The following is a 17,934-nucleotide window of genomic DNA, read 5'->3' as shown; positions in this document are numbered from 1 at the left end:
CAACTTCACCCCGACTGGACTTGAGAGGCAAATAAGAAGTCTGGTATTAATCAAAATAAAGAGTCAGTTATCCACCACTAGTCGGAAAAATAACAGTAATTAATCATGTTGGCTATATTTCTGAATTCCAAACTTTTCCAAGTCAATAGAATTTAAATAATCAAATTGAAAAGTGGGGAAGATAATAAGGCTTATTTTCAATGAAAAATATAAATTTAAGATTAATTGTATCTATTATATGTTGCCTTAGCATCGGGTCTACTTACGGTGATGGGAACTATAATACTGTTTCACGAACTCGATTAAATCAGAATGCTCTCGTAAATAATCCTGAATATTTTATTAATTTCTGGCAATCCCTGGTTTGGGATATAGCCATGCACGATGAAAGTTTTATTGAATTTTTTCCGTCACATACTGAGTCCTATTTCGAGAATACAGAAGATATTCAATGGGGGCTTAAAAAAATTACTAATTGTGGAAAAAGTGAAATAAAGAATAGTGATGAAAAGAAGTGTGCTCAGGAATCACTTGCAGCTATAGCTTATCCGCTTTCATTTGTTCACAAGGGGTTGATCTATCAAACGGGTGATGTTGCTTTTGGGCCAGCATATCGTTTTATAACGAATGGTTGGAAGGAGGCTGCAGGGTCAACGTTATCAGTGGCTTCGTTAATTGCTTCCTATGCAAGCTATATGGGAGTCAATAAGTTTAGGGAATTGACAAAAGGAGATGCCAATAGTTATAGAGTGGGATATGTAACATCAACTCTCTCTCTGTTACCCAAAAAAGTGAAGCAGCAAGGAGAACACTGGCTTGGTGTTCTGGCATTTAAAAAAATCAGTTTAATTCTTTCTGCAACTTTTAAGGCTGCCGCTGCCGGAGGGATAACTGCTACCCAGTATATTGGAAATTTGAGTGGTCAAGCTGCAGCTATTGTTGGAGGCGTTTCCGCATTTAGTGTACTTGGTCGATATATAATGTACCGGCATCTAATGCAGCAGTTTGAATCAGAAGAAGAAGGGTTTATTCAACAGTGGTTTTACAAGGGTGAATACAGCAGTGCTCAAATAAGACAGTATTTTGATTCCTGGTTGAGTATGGAACTCTTTAATCAGATATTGTTAGCAAAGCTTCAGTCTGAAAATATCAAACTTGATATGACAGTGAAGCCCAGTAGAAGTATTAGCACCTTTTATGCCTATGAGTCCGATCACTATGCCAGAGTCAGGCTACCGATTGAGTGTACTAACGATAATGAAAGTTGCCATGCAGGTTTGAATGCATTAACTGATGACCTTTCAAACTCAGGTGAATATATGATCATAGCGTTTACTAATGAAGATCAGGATAAGCGCATTTCAGGAGACAACAGTTACATTATTAATCTATATCCTGACGCTGAAACTGTTTTGATCAGTTTGCCTGGTCAAGCTAGTTTCGGTGTTGCTATGGAAGATCTGCAACAAACGTTATCAGTTTTATATAGAGTGCTTGCCTCAGACAGGGTGGCCTCTTTTTATTAGTAAGCTGCATTTTATCTATAATATTCTTCCTTGGTGATTCTGTACTCTCCTCATCGGCAGTATTCAGGGCTATCATTGCCACTTTGCCCTTATGCTGGAGTGTTCACAGTGTCAACAAACGACCATGAATGGATGGCCAAAGCCCTGCGACTAGCCAGAAAAGGACTTTACTCCACCATGCCCAATCCAAGGGTCGGTTGCGTGATTGTCCGTGATGGCGAGATCGTAGGAAAGGGCTTTCACGAGCGTGCCGGTGAAGGCCACGCTGAAGTCCATGCCCTGAAAATGGCAGGAGACAAAGCAGAAGGCGCAACCGCCTACGTTACCCTTGAACCCTGCAGTTATTTTGGCCGAACGCCTCCCTGTGCTTCCGCATTAATAAAATCAAAGATCTCCCGCGTTGTTGCAGCTATGGAAGACCCGAACCCTTCTGTTTCAGGCCGTGGTATGAAAATGCTCAATGAAGCCGGAATCGAAACACTGAGCGGAGTCCTTGAAGCTGAAGCAAAGGCTCTGAATCCGGGTTTTATCAAACGCATGGAATCCGGTCGCCCTTTTGTCAGAGCCAAACTGGCCATGAGCCTTGATGGCAGAACGGCCATGGCTTCCGGAAAGTCCCAATGGATTACCGGCCCTGATGCCCGCAGTCAGGTTCAGCAAATGAGAGCTGAGAGTTGCGCCATTATTACCGGTGTTGGTTCGATCTTACAGGATGATTCTTCCCTGACTGTTCGTGCTTCAGAACTCGGGTTGGACAATGCGGATGAGATAGCAAAACGCCAGCCGCTGCGAGTGGTACTGGATGCTCATCTTCAGACGCCGACTACTGCAAAAGTGATTTCAGGTAACGGCAGCTGTCTCATCGTCTGTGCTGTGGATGCAGACCACGGAAAGATTCGTATGATCAGAGATGCTGGTGCAGAAGTGCTGCAGATGGATTCCCATGATGGGAAAATCAATATCGAACAACTGCTGGAACATCTGGCTCAGCGGGAAATTAATCAAGTGCTGCTGGAAACCGGCGCGACACTTGCCGGTGCCTTTCTGGAACAGAACCTGATTGATGAATTAGTTGTTTTTATGGCACCTGTGTTGATGGGGTCTTCTGCCCGCCCGTTGCTAAACCTGCCTATTGAGCAAATGTCTGATAAAGTCAGCCTCACGATTAAAGAGGTCAGGTCGGTCGGCAATGACTGGAAGATAACTGCCGTGCCATCTCAGGCAGTGACCAGCGGTTTATGAATTCATAAGTTCTTTGCCCGGCGAAGGCGGGCAAAGAACTTACTGTTCGATTGCAAGTGTCCTTACACTTAAGGAAAAAAGGATTAATGTTTACCGGAATAATCGAAGCGGTTGGCAAGCTGGCAAAGGTTGAAGCCCGTGAAGGCGACCTGCGGCTGACCGTTGATTCAGGCACGCTGGACCTTTCAGATGTTCAGCTGGGTGACAGTATCGCCACCAATGGTGTCTGCCTCACTGTCGTAGAGCTGACCGGCAAAGGTTATGTGGCAGATGTTTCTCTGGAAACACTGGATTATGCAACTCTGGGCTCATTGCCTGTAGGTGCACCATTGAATCTGGAGAAGGCACTGACCCCGACCACTCGACTGGGTGGTCATTTGGTCAGTGGCCATGTGGACGGCAAGGGTACTGTAGTTTCACTGGAACCGTCCGGTCGTTCGACGGTTTACTGGCTTGAAGCACCAAAGTCCCTGGCCAGATACATTGCTCACAAGGGTTCTATCACGATCGATGGTGTCAGCCTGACGGTGAACAAGGTAGAAGGTTGCCGCTTTGCTTTGAACATTGTTCCTCATACCCAGCAGGAAACCATCATAGAGAACTACAGTGCAGGAACTGTGGTGAATCTGGAAGTGGACGTTCTGGCACGCTACCTTGAACGGCTGATGGATCCGTCCCTGAAAGACGATACGATCAAGGAATCAACTCTGACGGCCGGCTTTCTGGCTGAACACGGGTTTATGAAGTGAGTGTGTAGACTTCTCTATTAGTTATTACTCGGCCTGCGGCAGGCTAATAACGTGTGAATGAGTAAGTCTGTATAGTCACTGACTAAGAAAATCAGAATAAACCGCAGTGTTCTTCCAGAGGCTGGTTGAACACTGTAGAATGTGCCGGTTTCGCATGCCGGATGCATCAACATTGAGTGGGGGCACTATGCAGCTTAACTCCATCGAAGAGATTATCGAGGACATTCGTCTCGGTAAGCCCGTTATCCTCATGGATGATGAAGACCGTGAAAATGAGGGCGACCTTATTGTTGCGGCAGAAAAGATTACGCCGGAAATCGTTAACTTTATGGCAAGAGAGGCTCGTGGCCTGCTTTGCCTCACCCTGACCGGTGAACGTTGCGATTTTCTGGGGCTGCCTCCGATGGTAGGAAACGACGACAACGAGTCCGGTTTTGGTACTCCGTTTACTGTTTCCATTGAAGCTGCTGAAGGTGTGACAACAGGTATCTCTGCAGCGGATCGTGCCAAAACGATTCGTGTCGCGGTTGACCCGCTGTCCCGTCCAGGTGACATTGTTCAGCCAGGACACATCTTCCCGCTGCGTGCACAGCCAGGTGGTGTTTTGAGTCGTGCCGGTCATACGGAAGCAGGTTGTGACTTGTCTCGTTTGGCAGGTCTCGCTCCAGCAGCAGCCATCATCGAAATTATGAACGAAGATGGTTCCATGGCTCGTCGCCCTGACCTTGAAGTCTTTGCCAAAGAGCATGACCTCAAGATTGGCACCATTGCTGATCTGATTAACTATCGCATTCTCAATGAGAAGACTATAGAGAAGATTGAAACCCGTACTATTGATACGGATTTCGGTCAGTTTGATCTGACGGCCTATCGTGATTACATCAGTGGCAACACGCATATTGCCCTGAGTAAGGGATACATAACGCCTAACTCGCCCACTATGGTCCGAGTGCATGCAATGGAACCTTTCCGCGATCTGCTGGGCGCTCACCCTGAAAAGGGAAGCAACAGCTGGTCCATGAACAAGGCGCTGGAGAAAATTGCCAAAGAAGGGCGCGGTGTTGCCGTGTTGCTGAATTCTGAGGGCAAGATGGATCTGGGCCATGCTCTGGAACGTTATAACCAGGGCAAGTCAGGCAGCAGCGGTATGTCCGGTGCTTATCTGACCATTGGTACTGGTTCACAGATTCTCCGTGATCTGGGCGTGGGTAAAATGCGTCTACTCAGTTCTCCGGTCAAGTTCGGCGCTTTGTCCGGCTTTGATCTGGAAATTGTTGAATACATCCACAGCGAAGACTGATATCCGGTCTACATGAATGGGTCTGAGAGCATTAATTTGAAGAGAAGCAAAACGGTTTGTTTTGCTTCTTTGCTTAAAGACAACTGTTGTCGTTTTTAAAGTGCTTTTGTTACGGGCATCTGTCTATAACGACATCAGAGACAAGAAGATTTTTTTTGAGGAAACAGCCATGTCTATACAAACCATTGAAGGCTCTCTGCAGGCAAATGGCGGCAAGTACGCAATTGTTGTTGGTCGCTGGAACGCTTTCATCGTAGAAAGTCTGGTGAATGGTGCCGTAGATAGCCTGACTCGCCATGGAATACCGGAAGAAGATATTACTATCGTTCGTTGCCCTGGCGCGTTCGAAATTCCACTGACTGTTAAGAAAGTCGCCAAGACCCAGCGTTTCGACGCTATTATTGCACTGGGTGCAGTTATTCGTGGCGGTACTCCTCACTTTGAGTTTGTTGCCAACGAATGCGTGAAAGGCCTGTCCCAGGTCAACCTGGATCAGGAGATTCCGGTAAGCTTCGGTGTTCTGACCGTAGACACCATCGAGCAGGCTGTCGAACGTGCCGGTACCAAGGCAGGTAATAAGGGTGAAGAGGCTGCCATGGCGGCTTTCGAAATGGTGTCCCTGCTCAAGAAACTGGAGGCCTGAGTTGTCTACTGACAAGCAGGACAAAGGACAGAAATCTGCCCAGCGTCCCAAACCATCTGCCCGTCGTCGTGCACGACAGCTGGCGCTTCAAGCGTTGTACCAGTGGCAGATGTCAAAATCGTCCATTGCCCAGATTGAAATGCAGTTCCGTTCGGATAACGATTTCAGCAAGGTAGACGACGGTTATTTTCATATGCTGCTGACCGGCATTGCCCGTGATGCCAGCAAGCTCGACGACACTATGTCGCCGATTCTTGATCGTCCGCTGACTCAGCTGGATCCGGTTGAAACGGCTGCTCTGCGTATTGGTTGCTATGAGCTGGTTAACCGTGCTGATGTGCCTTACCGTGTTGTTATCAACGAAGCCATTGAGCTGGTAAAGCGTTTCGGTGCCCAGGATTCCCATCGTTATATCAACGGTATTCTGGACAAGCTGGCGCCGCGTATTCGTACTGAAGAAGTGCGGAACTTCCGTCGGAAGTAATGGCTGTTCTGTTTCGAGAGTTTGGCATGCTTTGTCAAACTTTCGGAATGGTCTAAATCGCCAGACTTCAGATTAATCTTTCCGCTCCACTGACCCTCCGTGGTCAGAGTCGCTAAACAGACCATCCCTGGTCTTTGAAAGATTAACCTGAAGCCTGACTTATCTGGCTTCTTCGTAAGCGTTACGATAACTTCATCTATTCCTAACTATTACCTCTCGTATTTATGTCTGAAACTTCATTAGGTGAATTTGATCTGATTCGTGACTTCTTTGATCGCTCCGAGTTGAGGTCAAAGCGTTCTGATGTTGTTGGCATAGGTGATGACTGTGCACTCTTGTCCGTGCCTGAAGGTTTTCAGCTGGCGCAGTCTCTGGATACGCTGGTGGAAGGTGTTCATTTTCCTGTCGACTGCGATCCTTTCTATCTCGGTTATCGCTCCCTTGCTGTGAATCTCAGTGATCTTGCTGCGATGGGTGCGACTCCTCACTCCTTTACCCTTGGTCTTACTCTTCCTGAAGCTGACCCAAAGTGGTTGAAAGCCTTCTCTGATGGTCTGGCAGCTCTCGCTGGTCAGTATGATGCAGGTTTGATTGGTGGTGATACGACTAAAGGGCCACTGACCATTTCTATTCAGGCTCAAGGGTTTGTTAAGAGCGGCAAAGCACTGAGAAGAAACGGAGCCAAGGTCGGTGATCTGATATACGTCAGCGGTAATCTTGGTGATGCCGGAGGAGCTTTGCCGGACGTGCTTGACGGTAAAATACCTGAAACGGCCCAGGATAAATCTTCCGAATACCTGCTTAATCGATATTTCAAACCTTCGCCTCGAGTTGAGTTGGGGCAGTGGCTGGTTGAGAATGGTGCCACCTCTGCACTGGATATTTCTGATGGTGTGCTGGGTGACCTTGGACATATTCTTAAAGCCAGCGGCGTAGGCGCAGAATTAACGATTGCTTACGCTCCTGTGTCCGGTGCTTTGTTAGAAAAGGTTGGTAGTGAACAAGCATTGAAACTGGCACTCACTGGCGGTGACGACTATGAGCTTTGTTTTACCTGGCCAGAAAGCAGGGTTAAGCCTTTAGCTGAAGAACTGGCGGAGATCTGTCAGTTGACCTGCATTGGTCGTATTGTAGAAGGCTCGGGGCTGGTTGATATTGCTACTGGTGAGCCATTGAGCCCTAAAGCTTATCGCCACTTTTGAAGCACTAATGTTAAATCACAAATAAAAGAAACTGTTATTACTATGAATCCGGCAGATAGTGTTTGGAAAAACCCTGTTCATTTTCTTGCCTTTGGTCTAGGCAGTGGTCTTGCACCAAAAGCGCCAGGTACTTTTGGTACTCTGGCAGCCATCCCTTTTTATCTACTGTTCCAGTATCTTCCGCTGTGGAATTTCGGGCTGGTGATTCTGGTCAGTATGGTGCTGGGTGTCTGGTTGTGTGAGCAGACTTCAAAAGATCTTGGTGTACACGATCACCCTGGCATTGTCTGGGATGAATTTGTTGGTTACTGGATTACCATGTTCGCTGCACCAGCAGGTTGGATGTGGGTGATTATTGGCTTTGTTCTGTTCCGCATATTTGATATCTGGAAGCCCTGGCCTATCAGTTTTCTGGATAAAAAAGTCCATGGTGGTCTGGGAATCATGATAGACGACGTTGTAGCAGGTGTCTTTGCACTGGTATCCTTGCAGCTGATTGCCCGTTTTGCGATTTAAGTCGCATATAATAACTTGAATAAAAAGACACGGGTCACGATTATAACTTCCCACAGGGACTGGGATTAAAGCAGTCGTTGAGTCGCTCGGTGCGGATCGCCAGAGTTTGTCAGCAGTCATCCAGAGCTGGAATTTAATGAACGGATCGTTTCGTTTTCTGTCACTGATAGTGACGTGTTTTACACTACTATTTTCTTCTGTTTCCTCTGCTACCAATTTACGTGTTGTTGGTCTTTTTCAGAATAAGGCGCTGGTTCTTATTAATGGTAAGAGGCACTTTATCCAGGTGGGTAAAGAGACGATCAAAGGTGTCCAGCTGGTATCTGCCAGCAGTAAAAAAGCAGTTATCGAAGTCAATGGCATCAGAACCGAATACTACCTGAGCCGAGATATGGGGCAGGGCATTACCACGCCTGAAATTCTTACTTTCAGAGTCACCAGAACCCCTCAGGGTCAGTACATTACCCGTGGCTCAGTTAATGGTCGCTCTACAGAGATGCTGGTAGATACCGGTGCTAACCTGGTGGCCATGAACTCAGGTGAAGCCGACAGGCTGGGTCTTTCCTATAAAGACGGTGAAAAGATATTTGTCGAAACCGCCGGGGGCATTACTGAAGGCTATAAAATCCGTCTGGATTATGTATCGGTAGGCGGTATTCGAGTACCGGGCGTTGATGCAACCGTGATTGAGGGCACCAGCCCGAATACTGTATTGCTGGGTATGAGTTACCTGAAAAGCGTCAAGTTCAGTGAGGAAGGCGGTATCATGAGTTTTCAGGCACGTTATTAATCTGATGGTTGCTCTGATACAATCCATCACCAGACTGTAAGTACCCGGACATGCGAATTTACCGGCCGTTATGAGAAGAATGGCTGATTTCATATTCTATTGCGTGTGTCCACACACTTATTGAGGAGTAGTGAGTGTCTGTTAGTTTTGTTGCAGAGTCTCGCTTGCCGACCCCTTTTGGTGAGTTCATCATGCATGGATTTGAAGAGAGTGGCACCGGCAAGGAGCATCTGGCTCTCACCATGGGGGATGTCAGCCAGGGTGGACCGGTATTAGCCCGAGTCCATTCAGAATGCCTGACAGGGGATGCCCTGTTCAGTATGCGCTGTGATTGTGGCCCACAGTTGGAAGCCGCCATGCGTAAGATCGCCGATGAAGGTCGCGGTGTTATTCTTTATTTGCGTCAGGAAGGCCGTGGTATTGGTTTGCTGAATAAGGTACGTGCATACCAGTTGCAGGATACAGGTCTGGATACCGTTGAAGCTAACGAAGAGTTAGGCTTTGAAGCGGATCTGCGTAAATACGATATGTGCAAGACCATGCTGGATCACCTGGGCGTTGAACAGGTTTATTTAATGACTAACAACCCCAAAAAAGTTGATGCACTGACCAGTCAGGGTATTGAAGTGGTTGAGCGTAAGCCTCACCAGACGGGTCAGAATCCTCATAATGAGAAGTATCTGACGACTAAAGTGTGGAAGCTTGGGCATCTTTACGATACAGCCTGATTCATTACCGCTTTACCCTCTTAGCCTGAGTGTGGAGAGTTGATAGGCTTTTAGATAGTCTTCATATCACTCTCCATATCAGTAGACAAAACACCTCCTTCCTTGCCATTCACTCCTATAGTCTCTTCCTATTTCAAAAAACAGTTCCAGAAAGTATTCGAATATTAACCTCTGGCTTTTACATTCCATTATGCCAGTCGATGTGTACAGGCTCCCTGCAAAAGGCCGATTAAGAGTCTGAGAAGGCTGACACTAGGATAAGGCATTGATAACTCGACCAGGCTTGCCAGTTGATAGGACAATGCTGGGTACGTACTCAGCTCCGAGGGATTCTGTAGCAACTGAAAGTGTCTGCTATAAGGGAAGAAACGTAACAATCAAACCAGGCGTCAGTATCAGGGCAGCTTGCGATAGCAAAGTGTCTGGGAAGTTACTCTCACAGAGGCTGATATCTCATGGAAATTCAGACTCGTCAACGAAGACCGGTAATTTTAACAGGGATCGAAGTCAGGTAGCCCTTTTATTTGGGTTAGAGCTTGATCAGGAAATGAGTTGTGAAAAGGCTGAGGAAGTTCTGGAATCGTACAATACCACAGGTCTTGATCGTCTAAATCTTGCAAGCGAAAGCACTGTTGAGCTTTTAAGTGCATTAAACAAGTTCGGGAAGAGGTTACTGCTTAATAAAGCTGATTATGAAAAAGTGCGTGAAACCCTTCCTGAACTGATATGGTGTCGGTTGGTTTTTCCTGAAGAAAATGTCTTTCATAGTGAGGGCTCATTGGAGCCTGTTACTCTTTTTGCCGAACAGGGAACTCACCCTGACAGCATTGGTGCTTCCCTATTAGACCTGTTCCTTAATGAAAATGGGTACACTGCTGAGTGCCTTAAAGAAACGAGAGAAAAATCGGAGCATCAGGTATTACTGGGCTTGTTTGATTCTGTTGTTATGAAGGGGCATGGATGTAAGCCAAGGGAGCACTTTAACGAAGACGAGAAATCGATAAAAGATAAGATTTCTCACCAACTATTTTGGGAGAAGAGCTCCTTTGAGACGAGTCTGGCTAATAACCCTGCATTAATAAAAGAAAGTACAAAAGAGCTTAAGGCACTGCTCAGGGGTGTTATGACGGAGCCTGCTGAGCTTGATCGGATTCTGGAAGTTGATTCATTCATTAACAGCCCAATGAAATATATTGGTGAGATGGTTTCATTGGGAAGGAAGCTGGAAGAGGTCTACAGGACAGAAGTAGAAGCTGCAGGGAAATCTGTCAGCAGCTTTCCCTGCGCTTACTTTGATGAAGCCTTCGAGCACAAGCTTTTGGAGAATAAGCCTCTTGATAGCTATTACAAAAAGTTTAAAGGGCGATATTCAGAGCGACAGTGGCTTAGTATGGAGCACAGGGAAGGAGTTTATTACCCTTATCCAGTTATGGAAGATGATACGTTTTCAGTGATGGATAACTGGACAGCTCAGAACAAGCTCTATCAGAGTTTAGCGAAAGCTGCATCTGTTACGGGTAAACCAACCCCCCTGTTCCTTGGTTTTGTACAACCAGAAGTAGCGCGTGAATATATTAGAGAATATAGCGGTTTCAGAGACCATGCTCTGTCCAGTAATATACTACACACAAAATATGTTCACGATCTTCAGCTTTCTCTATTAAGGCAAAGTGAATTACTGGATGATGAACTATTGGAAAAAATGGTCAGCATGGAGGGTGGTGGAAACGGTAGTCTTTGGAATAGCTTGATCGACCGGAACTGCCTGGCTCCAGATAATGACTGCTTTGTTGGGGAGGATGCTATTCAGCATTTCTGCCTGTCTCTCTCGGCACCTTCTCAAATATATCCGCTGATCAGCTCTCAGCAGCTTTCCAAATCTGTGTCTTTATGTGCGAATAAGGGCAGCTCAGAACAGGTGGTCAAATTATACCACTCTCTCAGCCATGACAGTTCTGAGATATCTGAGGAGCAGGCTCGAAATCACTTGATTACTATGGCTCGACATATTAATGCCGTTGAAGTATCGATGATATCCGCTAATTATAAGGACATGATAAAAGCCGGAGTCCATGTTGCTCCACACTTTGAAAAAAAATTTGCCGAAGCTGGTGCACCTTACGTAGAAACACATCCTGCGTTGAAAGCAATAGAAATGTTTGATAAGTCTGAGTCAAAGCAGCTCTGTCAGTTTATTGCTGATAAGGAAATAGAAGGAATCGGCAAAAAGGTTTTTGATAGCCAGATTAAAAGAAATTGGCTTGGTATAAGAGAAAAATCGGCTGATGGTAAACACTACGTGTTAAAGAGTGGTGACCTTATCTCCAAAGATTATTCTGTTCTATTGAAACAGCCGAACAAGCACGATCTAGCACCTGCTGAAAATAAAGCTCGAGGCTATATTGGTTGGCGGGAGAGTGAGCCAAAGGGGATGCGACAACCATAATTTCAGGTGACTTTCTGCCTGACCTGAAATTCCTTCCTTTCATATTCCCTGTTATTCAGCATTTCAACAACTTCCCTGCCAGCGTTCCAACTATCTTCATAGCTTAAATACAGTGGCGCGAAGCCAAATCGCATCAACCCCGGCTCACGATAATCACAGATAACGCCGCGGGCAATCAGCGCCTGAACCATGGCATAACCATGCTGGTTATGAATCAGTGCTACCTGACTGCCACGCTGTTCAGGTTTGGGAGTTATATCTTCTATACCATGCTGTTTGCAGATTTCCTTTATACCATCCAGAAACAAACGACTCAGGTTAAGGCTTTTCTCCCTGACATCATTCAGGTCTATTTTCTGCAAGAGTTTCAGTGAAGCTTCCAAAGCGCTGTAAGCCAGAGGTGAATGAGTGCCGGTACGAAAGGTTGAAATGGTTTCAGATGGGGTGTACTCCTGATCAAAAGCAAAAGGTTGTTTGTGTCCTAACCAGCCAGCCAATGGTTGCCAGCCATTGTTTTGAACGACCTTACTGACATAAACAAAGCCAGGCGACCCTGGCCCGCCATTCAGATATTTATAGGTGCAACCAACGGCATACTTCACTCCCAGATTATTCAGCTCTACAGGCATTGCACCTGCTGAATGAGCCAGATCCCAGATAACTTCACCGCCTTTGCATTCAACCAGTCGGGTTATGGTTTTCATGTCCCTGAGCTGTCCGGTCCGGTAATCAACCTGACTGATCACCAGGGTTGCTGTGTCTGAACCCAGACTTTTAGAAATGCTTTCTGGATCAAACGTCTGAAACTCATAGCCAGAGAACTGACAGAAGCTTTGGCAGATATAGGAATCGGATGGAAAGCCCTGATCTTCAGCCAGTATAACTTTGCGGCTATTGTTCTGATGCTGAGTGATATAGCCAAGCAGCTTATAAAGGTTGAGGGAGAGGTTGTCGCAGACTAGTACTTCATCTTGACTGGCACCAGCTAGTGGAGCCAGAAGATTGCCAAGTCGCTTGGGAGCATCCATCCAGCCCTGATTCCAGCCTTGAATAAGCTGACTTTGCCACTGCTGTTGAGCATCAAACAGGTACTGTTGGGCTGTTACAGGGGCTGCTCCCAGTGAGTTACCACAGAAGTAATAGCAGCCTTCAGGAAGGTCAAAGAGAGAGCGGGTATGAGCCAGCGGATCCTCTTGATCCATGGCTCGAATCTCATCCAGAGTATATGGCATGGTTTATTCGTATTCTGATGGATTATCGGAACAAGAATAAACCGTTACCGTAACTCTGGCTGTTTATCGTCAGTGACAACAGATAAGTGGTTACTCTTCGAAAGTATTTATGATCTTCTTGATCTCCACTATTTCAGGCTCAGGAATCTCAACATCCGGCGCATATTTTCTAACCTTTTCGGTCAGCGCCTTGGCAAACACCTGATACAGCATACGAGTGCTGACCGTCACTGGATATTGAATATCCTTTGGCAGCTCAAAGGTCTCAGTGCGGGTCTCACCAGCCTGAATGCGGGTGTCCTTGCCGATCTTCTCATAACGCCAGAATCGCTGTCCCACAGGCTTTCCGTCCTTATCCACTTTTATCTGAATAAACTTGCGGGAATCTTTCGGGATAACGCCATCCTTCATCACACCGCTTTCGAAGACGGTTTTACCGTTGGCATCGGTAGCAATGATTTCCAGCCATACCTGACGACGAGCACCACCCGGCATAGCGTGGCCCGCATTGGTGTTAGTGATTTTGGCACTGAACAGATTGTCTGATTTGTCTACAACCATTTTCACAGCACCCTTCAGCATATCCTTGCTGAGTTTCGCGTGCTCAGGGTTACGCAGGCCAGTGAAGTAATAGTTGCCGCCGGTAAAGTAGTGAACGCGGACGTCTTTCTTCATCGGACCATCATTAGTGGACTGGCCACCAACACGGTTGTCAAAATCAACGACATCCGCCGTCATATGACAGTCGATGCAGGTTTTGTTTTTCGATGGGTCTTCAGGGTTAAAGAACTCTGATTTCTGCCACTCGTTATAGTTGTCGTTGACTATAGCACCCGGTCCCGGTGTAAATTCGTTATGACAAGTCGCACAATAAAGAGAGCTGTTATACAGCTCTTTATTGGAGTAAGACTCCTTGTGAGTCTCTGGCAGTGCATTAATCTGACGTTCAGCCAACCACTGACCAACAGCTTGGGTAGACTCCTCGAAGATATAACCCTGACGATCTTTCAGGTTGATGGTCATATCAGCGTTACCGCCAGCATCTTCAGCCTTGGTTACACGGTGACAGAAGAAACAGCCTGTGCCTGCTTCATTAACCGCTTCACCCTTATCGAAAGCATCCAGCAGTGACTGACCACGTTTCTCGTGCATATCACCATGGTCACGGAATGGTCCTTCAAAACCATTCATGATCATCTGTGGTGTATGGCAGCCGCGACAGAACTGTCGAAAGTCTTCGCCTTCTACCTTGGCTGCGAAGTCTTCGTGCTGACGATAGTAAGGATTGTCCATGTTCATACCATGGTTGGAATCCGCCCACTGGTTATAAATGCTGGTATGGCAGGACTCACAGGACGCCGAGTTCAGCCACTCTTCCTTGTGAGTAAACTTCTTTTTGTCGTCCAGACGCAGCCATGTGGACAGATACGGCAGGTTTTCCTGAGTTTTGATGTACTGATTCAGAGCCGACATCATTCGTACGACTTCTGTCGGAGGGTTATTAACATCAATTTTTTCAACGTCAGAAAAAGCCGGATTGGCACCCATGCCGCCCTGAGTCTTCTGAACCATATCAACATAAGCGCCGACCGGGTCACCAGCGATCATCTTCACTACATCACGATGGCCAGTCAAAGCGTTAACTTTCTTGTCCTTTTGACCATCAGCCATCAGCTGCTTGTTGGTGAAGTTAAAGCCGTCAAAGTGACAGGAGTTACAGCTCATCCAGAAGTCGCCGGCCATTGGGTATTCTGGGTTATCAAGAGTGTTACCGCTGTTGAACAGCGTCTTGCCCAAACGAACTTCTGGGGAAAGTGGGTCTTTACTGACCAGCGTGGAAAAATCCTTATTTTTAACCTTGGCCTTGGCAAAAGGCCCCTGTCCGCCAGTGGTGAACTTCACCAGATTCAGGCTCATGGCGTTTTGTACGAACAGGTCGTCGCCATTGATCAGCAGGCCACGAGGGTTGTCGCCCGGAATATTACGATAAATTTGTGTGGCTTTAGCTCCACCCTGAAACTTCTTACGACGGTGACGCTTTTTGTTAAGACTGCCCTGACGTGATAGATCGAATACCATCAGATCCTCAGAGCCCGCCAGAGAGATAAACAGTTTTTTACCGTCGTCGGAATAGACGGCGTCGTGTGGGTTGGAGACGATACGGGTGCGGTTACCGCTTTCTACAATATTGATCTGTTTGAACAGCTGCTTACGCTGTTGAACCAGTTCGTGCTCCTTGCCTGGAGTCAGGTCAAGAATGGAGATAGCTGGAAATACCGTGGACTGGAACTGAAAGTCACGACTGAATGACCAGAGCACGTGAGGAAGCCAGGCCTGTTTGCCGTCCGGGGAGATAGCAATATTATCCAGCAGGCGTGGTTTGCCCTGAGGTGTAGTCGCCTTATCAACAGTAGGTGTATCAATCAGTTGAATGATCTTGCTCAGTTTTGGTGATGAGGTACTGACATCAAAAATAGACACTTGTCCATTCAATGAGTGAGTAATCAGCAAGCGATGGTCATCAGTCAGTGCCAGCCCTCGTGGTGTTTCTTCCACTTCGATGGTTTGACGGATATCCCCTTCCGAGCTGATCACCAGCAGCTTGTGACCTTCGAAAGAAGTGACATAGTACTGATTGTTCGTTTCATCAAAGAGCACACCAAATGGGCGAGCTGGCGTTTTAATACGCTTGATCTCTTTCAGGCTCTGGCCATCCAGTAGAATAACTTCGTCGGACAGATAGTCAGACACCAGAAGACGACTCTGATCACTGTTAAACGCCAGTCGGCGAATATCACGACCCAGTACGGCTTCGTTCAGCAGCTCACCACTATCACGGTCGATTATGCTGACACTGCCGCCATCAAAGTTACTGCTGTAAATTCTGGTTTTGTCTTCCGACCAGCGTATTGAGGTACTCTTATCCGCTGCCTGGGCTGATGGCAATACTGTCAGCAGACATAAAGATAAGGGGGCAAGGCAGCGTTTCAAGCCACCCTTGAGACTTCTTCCTGAAAATAGACCGCTCATTTTCTGACCTTAAGGTGTGTCGATGCTTCTGCCAGTCATCCTCGAAACCGGTTTAGCATACTGATAAAGATAAAGCTTTTTTTCGCCGGTAAACCGGCCTGGAAATTCAGCGATCAGCTGAAGATCCGTCTGTTTGGTGCCACTCAGTCGGTAACCCTGTTGTTGTCTCAGGACCAGCTCGCTGCTGGGGTAATACATATCGTAGATCTGCCAGTCAGGCAGCTCTTCGCGAAGAGTACTGACGGCATAGTTGGTGCCAAGAACCCTGCGATTAAAGTCTTTTTCTGGTGACTGACTGTGCTCTTTGAACCAGTCAGTTGCCTGTTGGGCAGGGGCATCTAAAACAGCAAAAGAGATCTGGCTGGTAAACAGAGACAGGTACACTGTGGCAATGACTAGAGAAAGAATAGTCTTAAATATGACAATTAATTGTTGCAGCTGAAAAGTAAGTACAGACAGCCAGAGTAACAGTACCGGTGCAAAATGACGCAGGTTATCCGGGTTCTGAGCCAACAGTATCCAGCCAAGATACACGACGATTATTAAGGTAATAAAACGGCTGCTGCATTGTATCAGGCCAACGGTTAAAGAAAGCAGAGTGACAGCAATAAATGGCCAGCTAAATGCTGTGACAAGCGTATTCAACCATTGCTGCCAGTTGGGCAGTGAGCTGCTGACAGTGTTGCCCCAGATTTGAAAATGCCCTTGAGTGAAACGCAGGCCTTCCTCAAAGTAAGCAAATCCATCCTTTGCCAGCACAAACAGCAGGCAGGGAACAGCAACCAGAATAACGCCCAGCAACCCTTTGCCATAGGTTGTCAGCAGGTGTTGCCTGTCAGTAATCAATGGCAGGGCAATCAGCAGACCAATGGCCAGAGGAAAGAAGGAGGGGCGACAGGCCAGCATCATGCCCAGCATCAATCCGGCAAGCAGGTTTCTTTTTTTGTAGCAGCCAATCAGAGAAGCAATAAAGAAGGCCAGCCCTGTTAGGTCGGTCAGGCCACTTAAGGCCATTCCTGCCAGAAGAGGTTGCAGAATAATGAAGGAGATCAGAAACAGTACGGCAACTGGCGTGTAATCTTTTCCAGACAACTCCATAAAGAGTAGAGCCAGCAGCCATGGGAGAATAACTGCGGAAATCAGGCTGGTCAGAACAACGGCGGACTCTGGTGTGGTAAAAATACTGAGCACTGAAGCCAGGGCAATAAAGCCGGGGTAACCGGGGAAGTGTGGACTGATTTCTACGACAGAAAAGTGCTCAATGCCACGGGCAAAAAACAGGGCATCATCATGGCCGATTTTCATCGGGTATTGAAACAGCCAGTAAGACCAGATAGTCCAGATCAGAAATGTCAGTGCGACAGCCAGCACCGTCAGAACAGAAGACAGTTCTGACGTTTTTGAATTTCGTTGAGAAATCTGCTCGGGAACTCGTTCGGAAAACAGTCCCGATGTGCTGGCAGTCATGGTTAATCAACCAGTTTATTGAAAGATTTTCAAAGCCTGCATCAGCTTTGTATGACTCTGTTTCATGGTGTCAGGATCAGCAGGCGCTGCACCTACACCAAACACACCCGGATTGCCCACAGCTTTCAGAGCGCCCTGAATGCCCTCATTTGCTTGCTCTCTCTGCTCGGCAGACATTTGGGGTGTCAGCAGATCAAGAAACAGTTTGCTTTTCACTACCAGAACTTTAGCGACTTGATAGTCGTTAATGTTTTTCTCAGCACCGGTCAGGCGACGGTTGATTTCGGCAACATAGATTTTGTTCAAAACCTTGGTTACCTTACTAGCGTCTTTGGCTTTCAGCGCATTGCGCATGGGGGTGTCGAGATCAATACCGTATTCCTGTTTGAAATACAGAACCTCTTCTTCCACCTTTTGGTACGCTTTGCTGGCCGCAACAAAATCATTGCTGTTGGCCGCCTGAATCAGTGCTTCACGACCATCAATCAGCGGTTCCTTACCCGCAGCAGAATAAGTGTAAGCCTGAGTGTTCAGGCTTAGTGAAAGCAGCATGGCAGCTATCAGATATATTTTTCTCAT

At 46.9% G+C, this 17,934-nt stretch carries 15 protein-coding genes; 11 read left to right on the top strand and 4 right to left on the bottom strand.

The genetic code is table 11. From position 1 onward, the window contains the following. Positions 1–377: 377 nt before the first annotated feature. The 11 genes from EOPP23_RS07395 (at position 378) to EOPP23_RS07345 (ending at position 11,626) form a co-directional block, all read left to right on the top strand. Positions 378–1,526, top strand: coding sequence for a hypothetical protein (locus tag EOPP23_RS07395; protein ID WP_194842533.1), 1,149 nt, complete (start codon positions 378–380; stop codon positions 1,524–1,526). Positions 1,527–1,625: 99 nt separating this feature from the next. Then, entirely contained in the window at positions 1,626–2,768 is a 1,143-nt protein-coding gene (gene ribD / locus EOPP23_RS07390; protein ID WP_370514705.1) for a bifunctional diaminohydroxyphosphoribosylaminopyrimidine deaminase/5-amino-6-(5-phosphoribosylamino)uracil reductase RibD, read from the top strand. 86 nt (positions 2,769–2,854) lie between these two features. After that, entirely contained in the window at positions 2,855–3,517 is a 663-nt protein-coding gene (locus EOPP23_RS07385) for a riboflavin synthase (protein ID WP_153765322.1), read from the top strand. Between the two features lie 187 nt (positions 3,518–3,704). Further along, complete coding sequence (gene ribBA, locus EOPP23_RS07380) at positions 3,705–4,817, top strand: bifunctional 3,4-dihydroxy-2-butanone-4-phosphate synthase/GTP cyclohydrolase II (protein WP_153765321.1); 1,113 nt, start codon at positions 3,705–3,707, stop codon at positions 4,815–4,817. Between the two features lie 169 nt (positions 4,818–4,986). After that, complete coding sequence (ribE, locus tag EOPP23_RS07375; RefSeq protein ID WP_153765320.1) at positions 4,987–5,460, top strand: 6,7-dimethyl-8-ribityllumazine synthase; 474 nt, start codon at positions 4,987–4,989, stop codon at positions 5,458–5,460. A 1-nt stretch (position 5,461) separates the two neighbouring features. Then, positions 5,462–5,944, top strand: coding sequence for a transcription antitermination factor NusB (gene nusB, locus EOPP23_RS07370; protein WP_153765319.1), 483 nt, complete (start codon positions 5,462–5,464; stop codon positions 5,942–5,944). A 224-nt stretch (positions 5,945–6,168) separates the two neighbouring features. Next, complete coding sequence (thiL, locus tag EOPP23_RS07365) at positions 6,169–7,146, top strand: thiamine-phosphate kinase (RefSeq protein ID WP_153765318.1); 978 nt, start codon at positions 6,169–6,171, stop codon at positions 7,144–7,146. A gap of 42 nt (positions 7,147–7,188) precedes the next feature. Further along, entirely contained in the window at positions 7,189–7,662 is a 474-nt protein-coding gene (locus tag EOPP23_RS07360) for a phosphatidylglycerophosphatase A (protein ID WP_153765317.1), read from the top strand. A 136-nt stretch (positions 7,663–7,798) separates the two neighbouring features. Continuing rightward, the gene (locus tag EOPP23_RS07355; protein WP_153765316.1) at positions 7,799–8,452 is read left to right on the top strand and encodes a TIGR02281 family clan AA aspartic protease; all 654 of its coding nucleotides are present in this window, start codon (positions 7,799–7,801) and stop codon (positions 8,450–8,452) included. Between the two features lie 134 nt (positions 8,453–8,586). Further along, complete coding sequence (ribA, locus tag EOPP23_RS07350) at positions 8,587–9,180, top strand: GTP cyclohydrolase II (protein ID WP_370514704.1); 594 nt, start codon at positions 8,587–8,589, stop codon at positions 9,178–9,180. A gap of 928 nt (positions 9,181–10,108) precedes the next feature. Then, a complete protein-coding gene (locus tag EOPP23_RS07345) occupies positions 10,109–11,626 on the top strand; it encodes a hypothetical protein (protein WP_153765315.1) in 1,518 nt (505 codons plus the stop codon). A 2-nt stretch (positions 11,627–11,628) separates the two neighbouring features. On the opposite strand, the gene kynU is transcribed toward EOPP23_RS07345, so the two are convergent. The 4 genes from kynU to EOPP23_RS07325 all read right to left on the bottom strand — a co-directional run bounded on the left by kynU (position 11,629) and on the right by EOPP23_RS07325 (position 17,934). Beyond that, positions 11,629–12,858 (bottom strand): kynureninase, encoded by a 1,230-nt coding sequence (kynU, locus tag EOPP23_RS07340; protein WP_153765314.1) that lies wholly within the window; start codon positions 12,856–12,858, stop codon positions 11,629–11,631. A gap of 90 nt (positions 12,859–12,948) precedes the next feature. Continuing rightward, positions 12,949–15,888, bottom strand: coding sequence for a multiheme c-type cytochrome (locus EOPP23_RS07335; protein ID WP_153765313.1), 2,940 nt, complete (start codon positions 15,886–15,888; stop codon positions 12,949–12,951). Positions 15,889–15,897: 9 nt separating this feature from the next. Continuing rightward, on the bottom strand, positions 15,898–17,355 hold the full coding sequence (locus EOPP23_RS07330) for a glycosyltransferase family 39 protein (protein ID WP_153765312.1): 1,458 nt from the start codon (positions 17,353–17,355) through the stop codon (positions 15,898–15,900). A 15-nt stretch (positions 17,356–17,370) separates the two neighbouring features. After that, positions 17,371–17,934, bottom strand: a complete 564-nt coding sequence (locus EOPP23_RS07325) for a hypothetical protein (protein ID WP_153765311.1) — start codon at positions 17,932–17,934, stop codon at positions 17,371–17,373.

This window comes from Endozoicomonas sp. OPT23 (assembly GCF_009653635.1).
Taxonomy (GTDB): Bacteria; Pseudomonadota; Gammaproteobacteria; order Pseudomonadales; family Endozoicomonadaceae; genus Endozoicomonas_A.
Note: the sequence above shows the minus strand (reverse complement) of the source record. Positions and strands in the feature narration are given on the sequence as shown.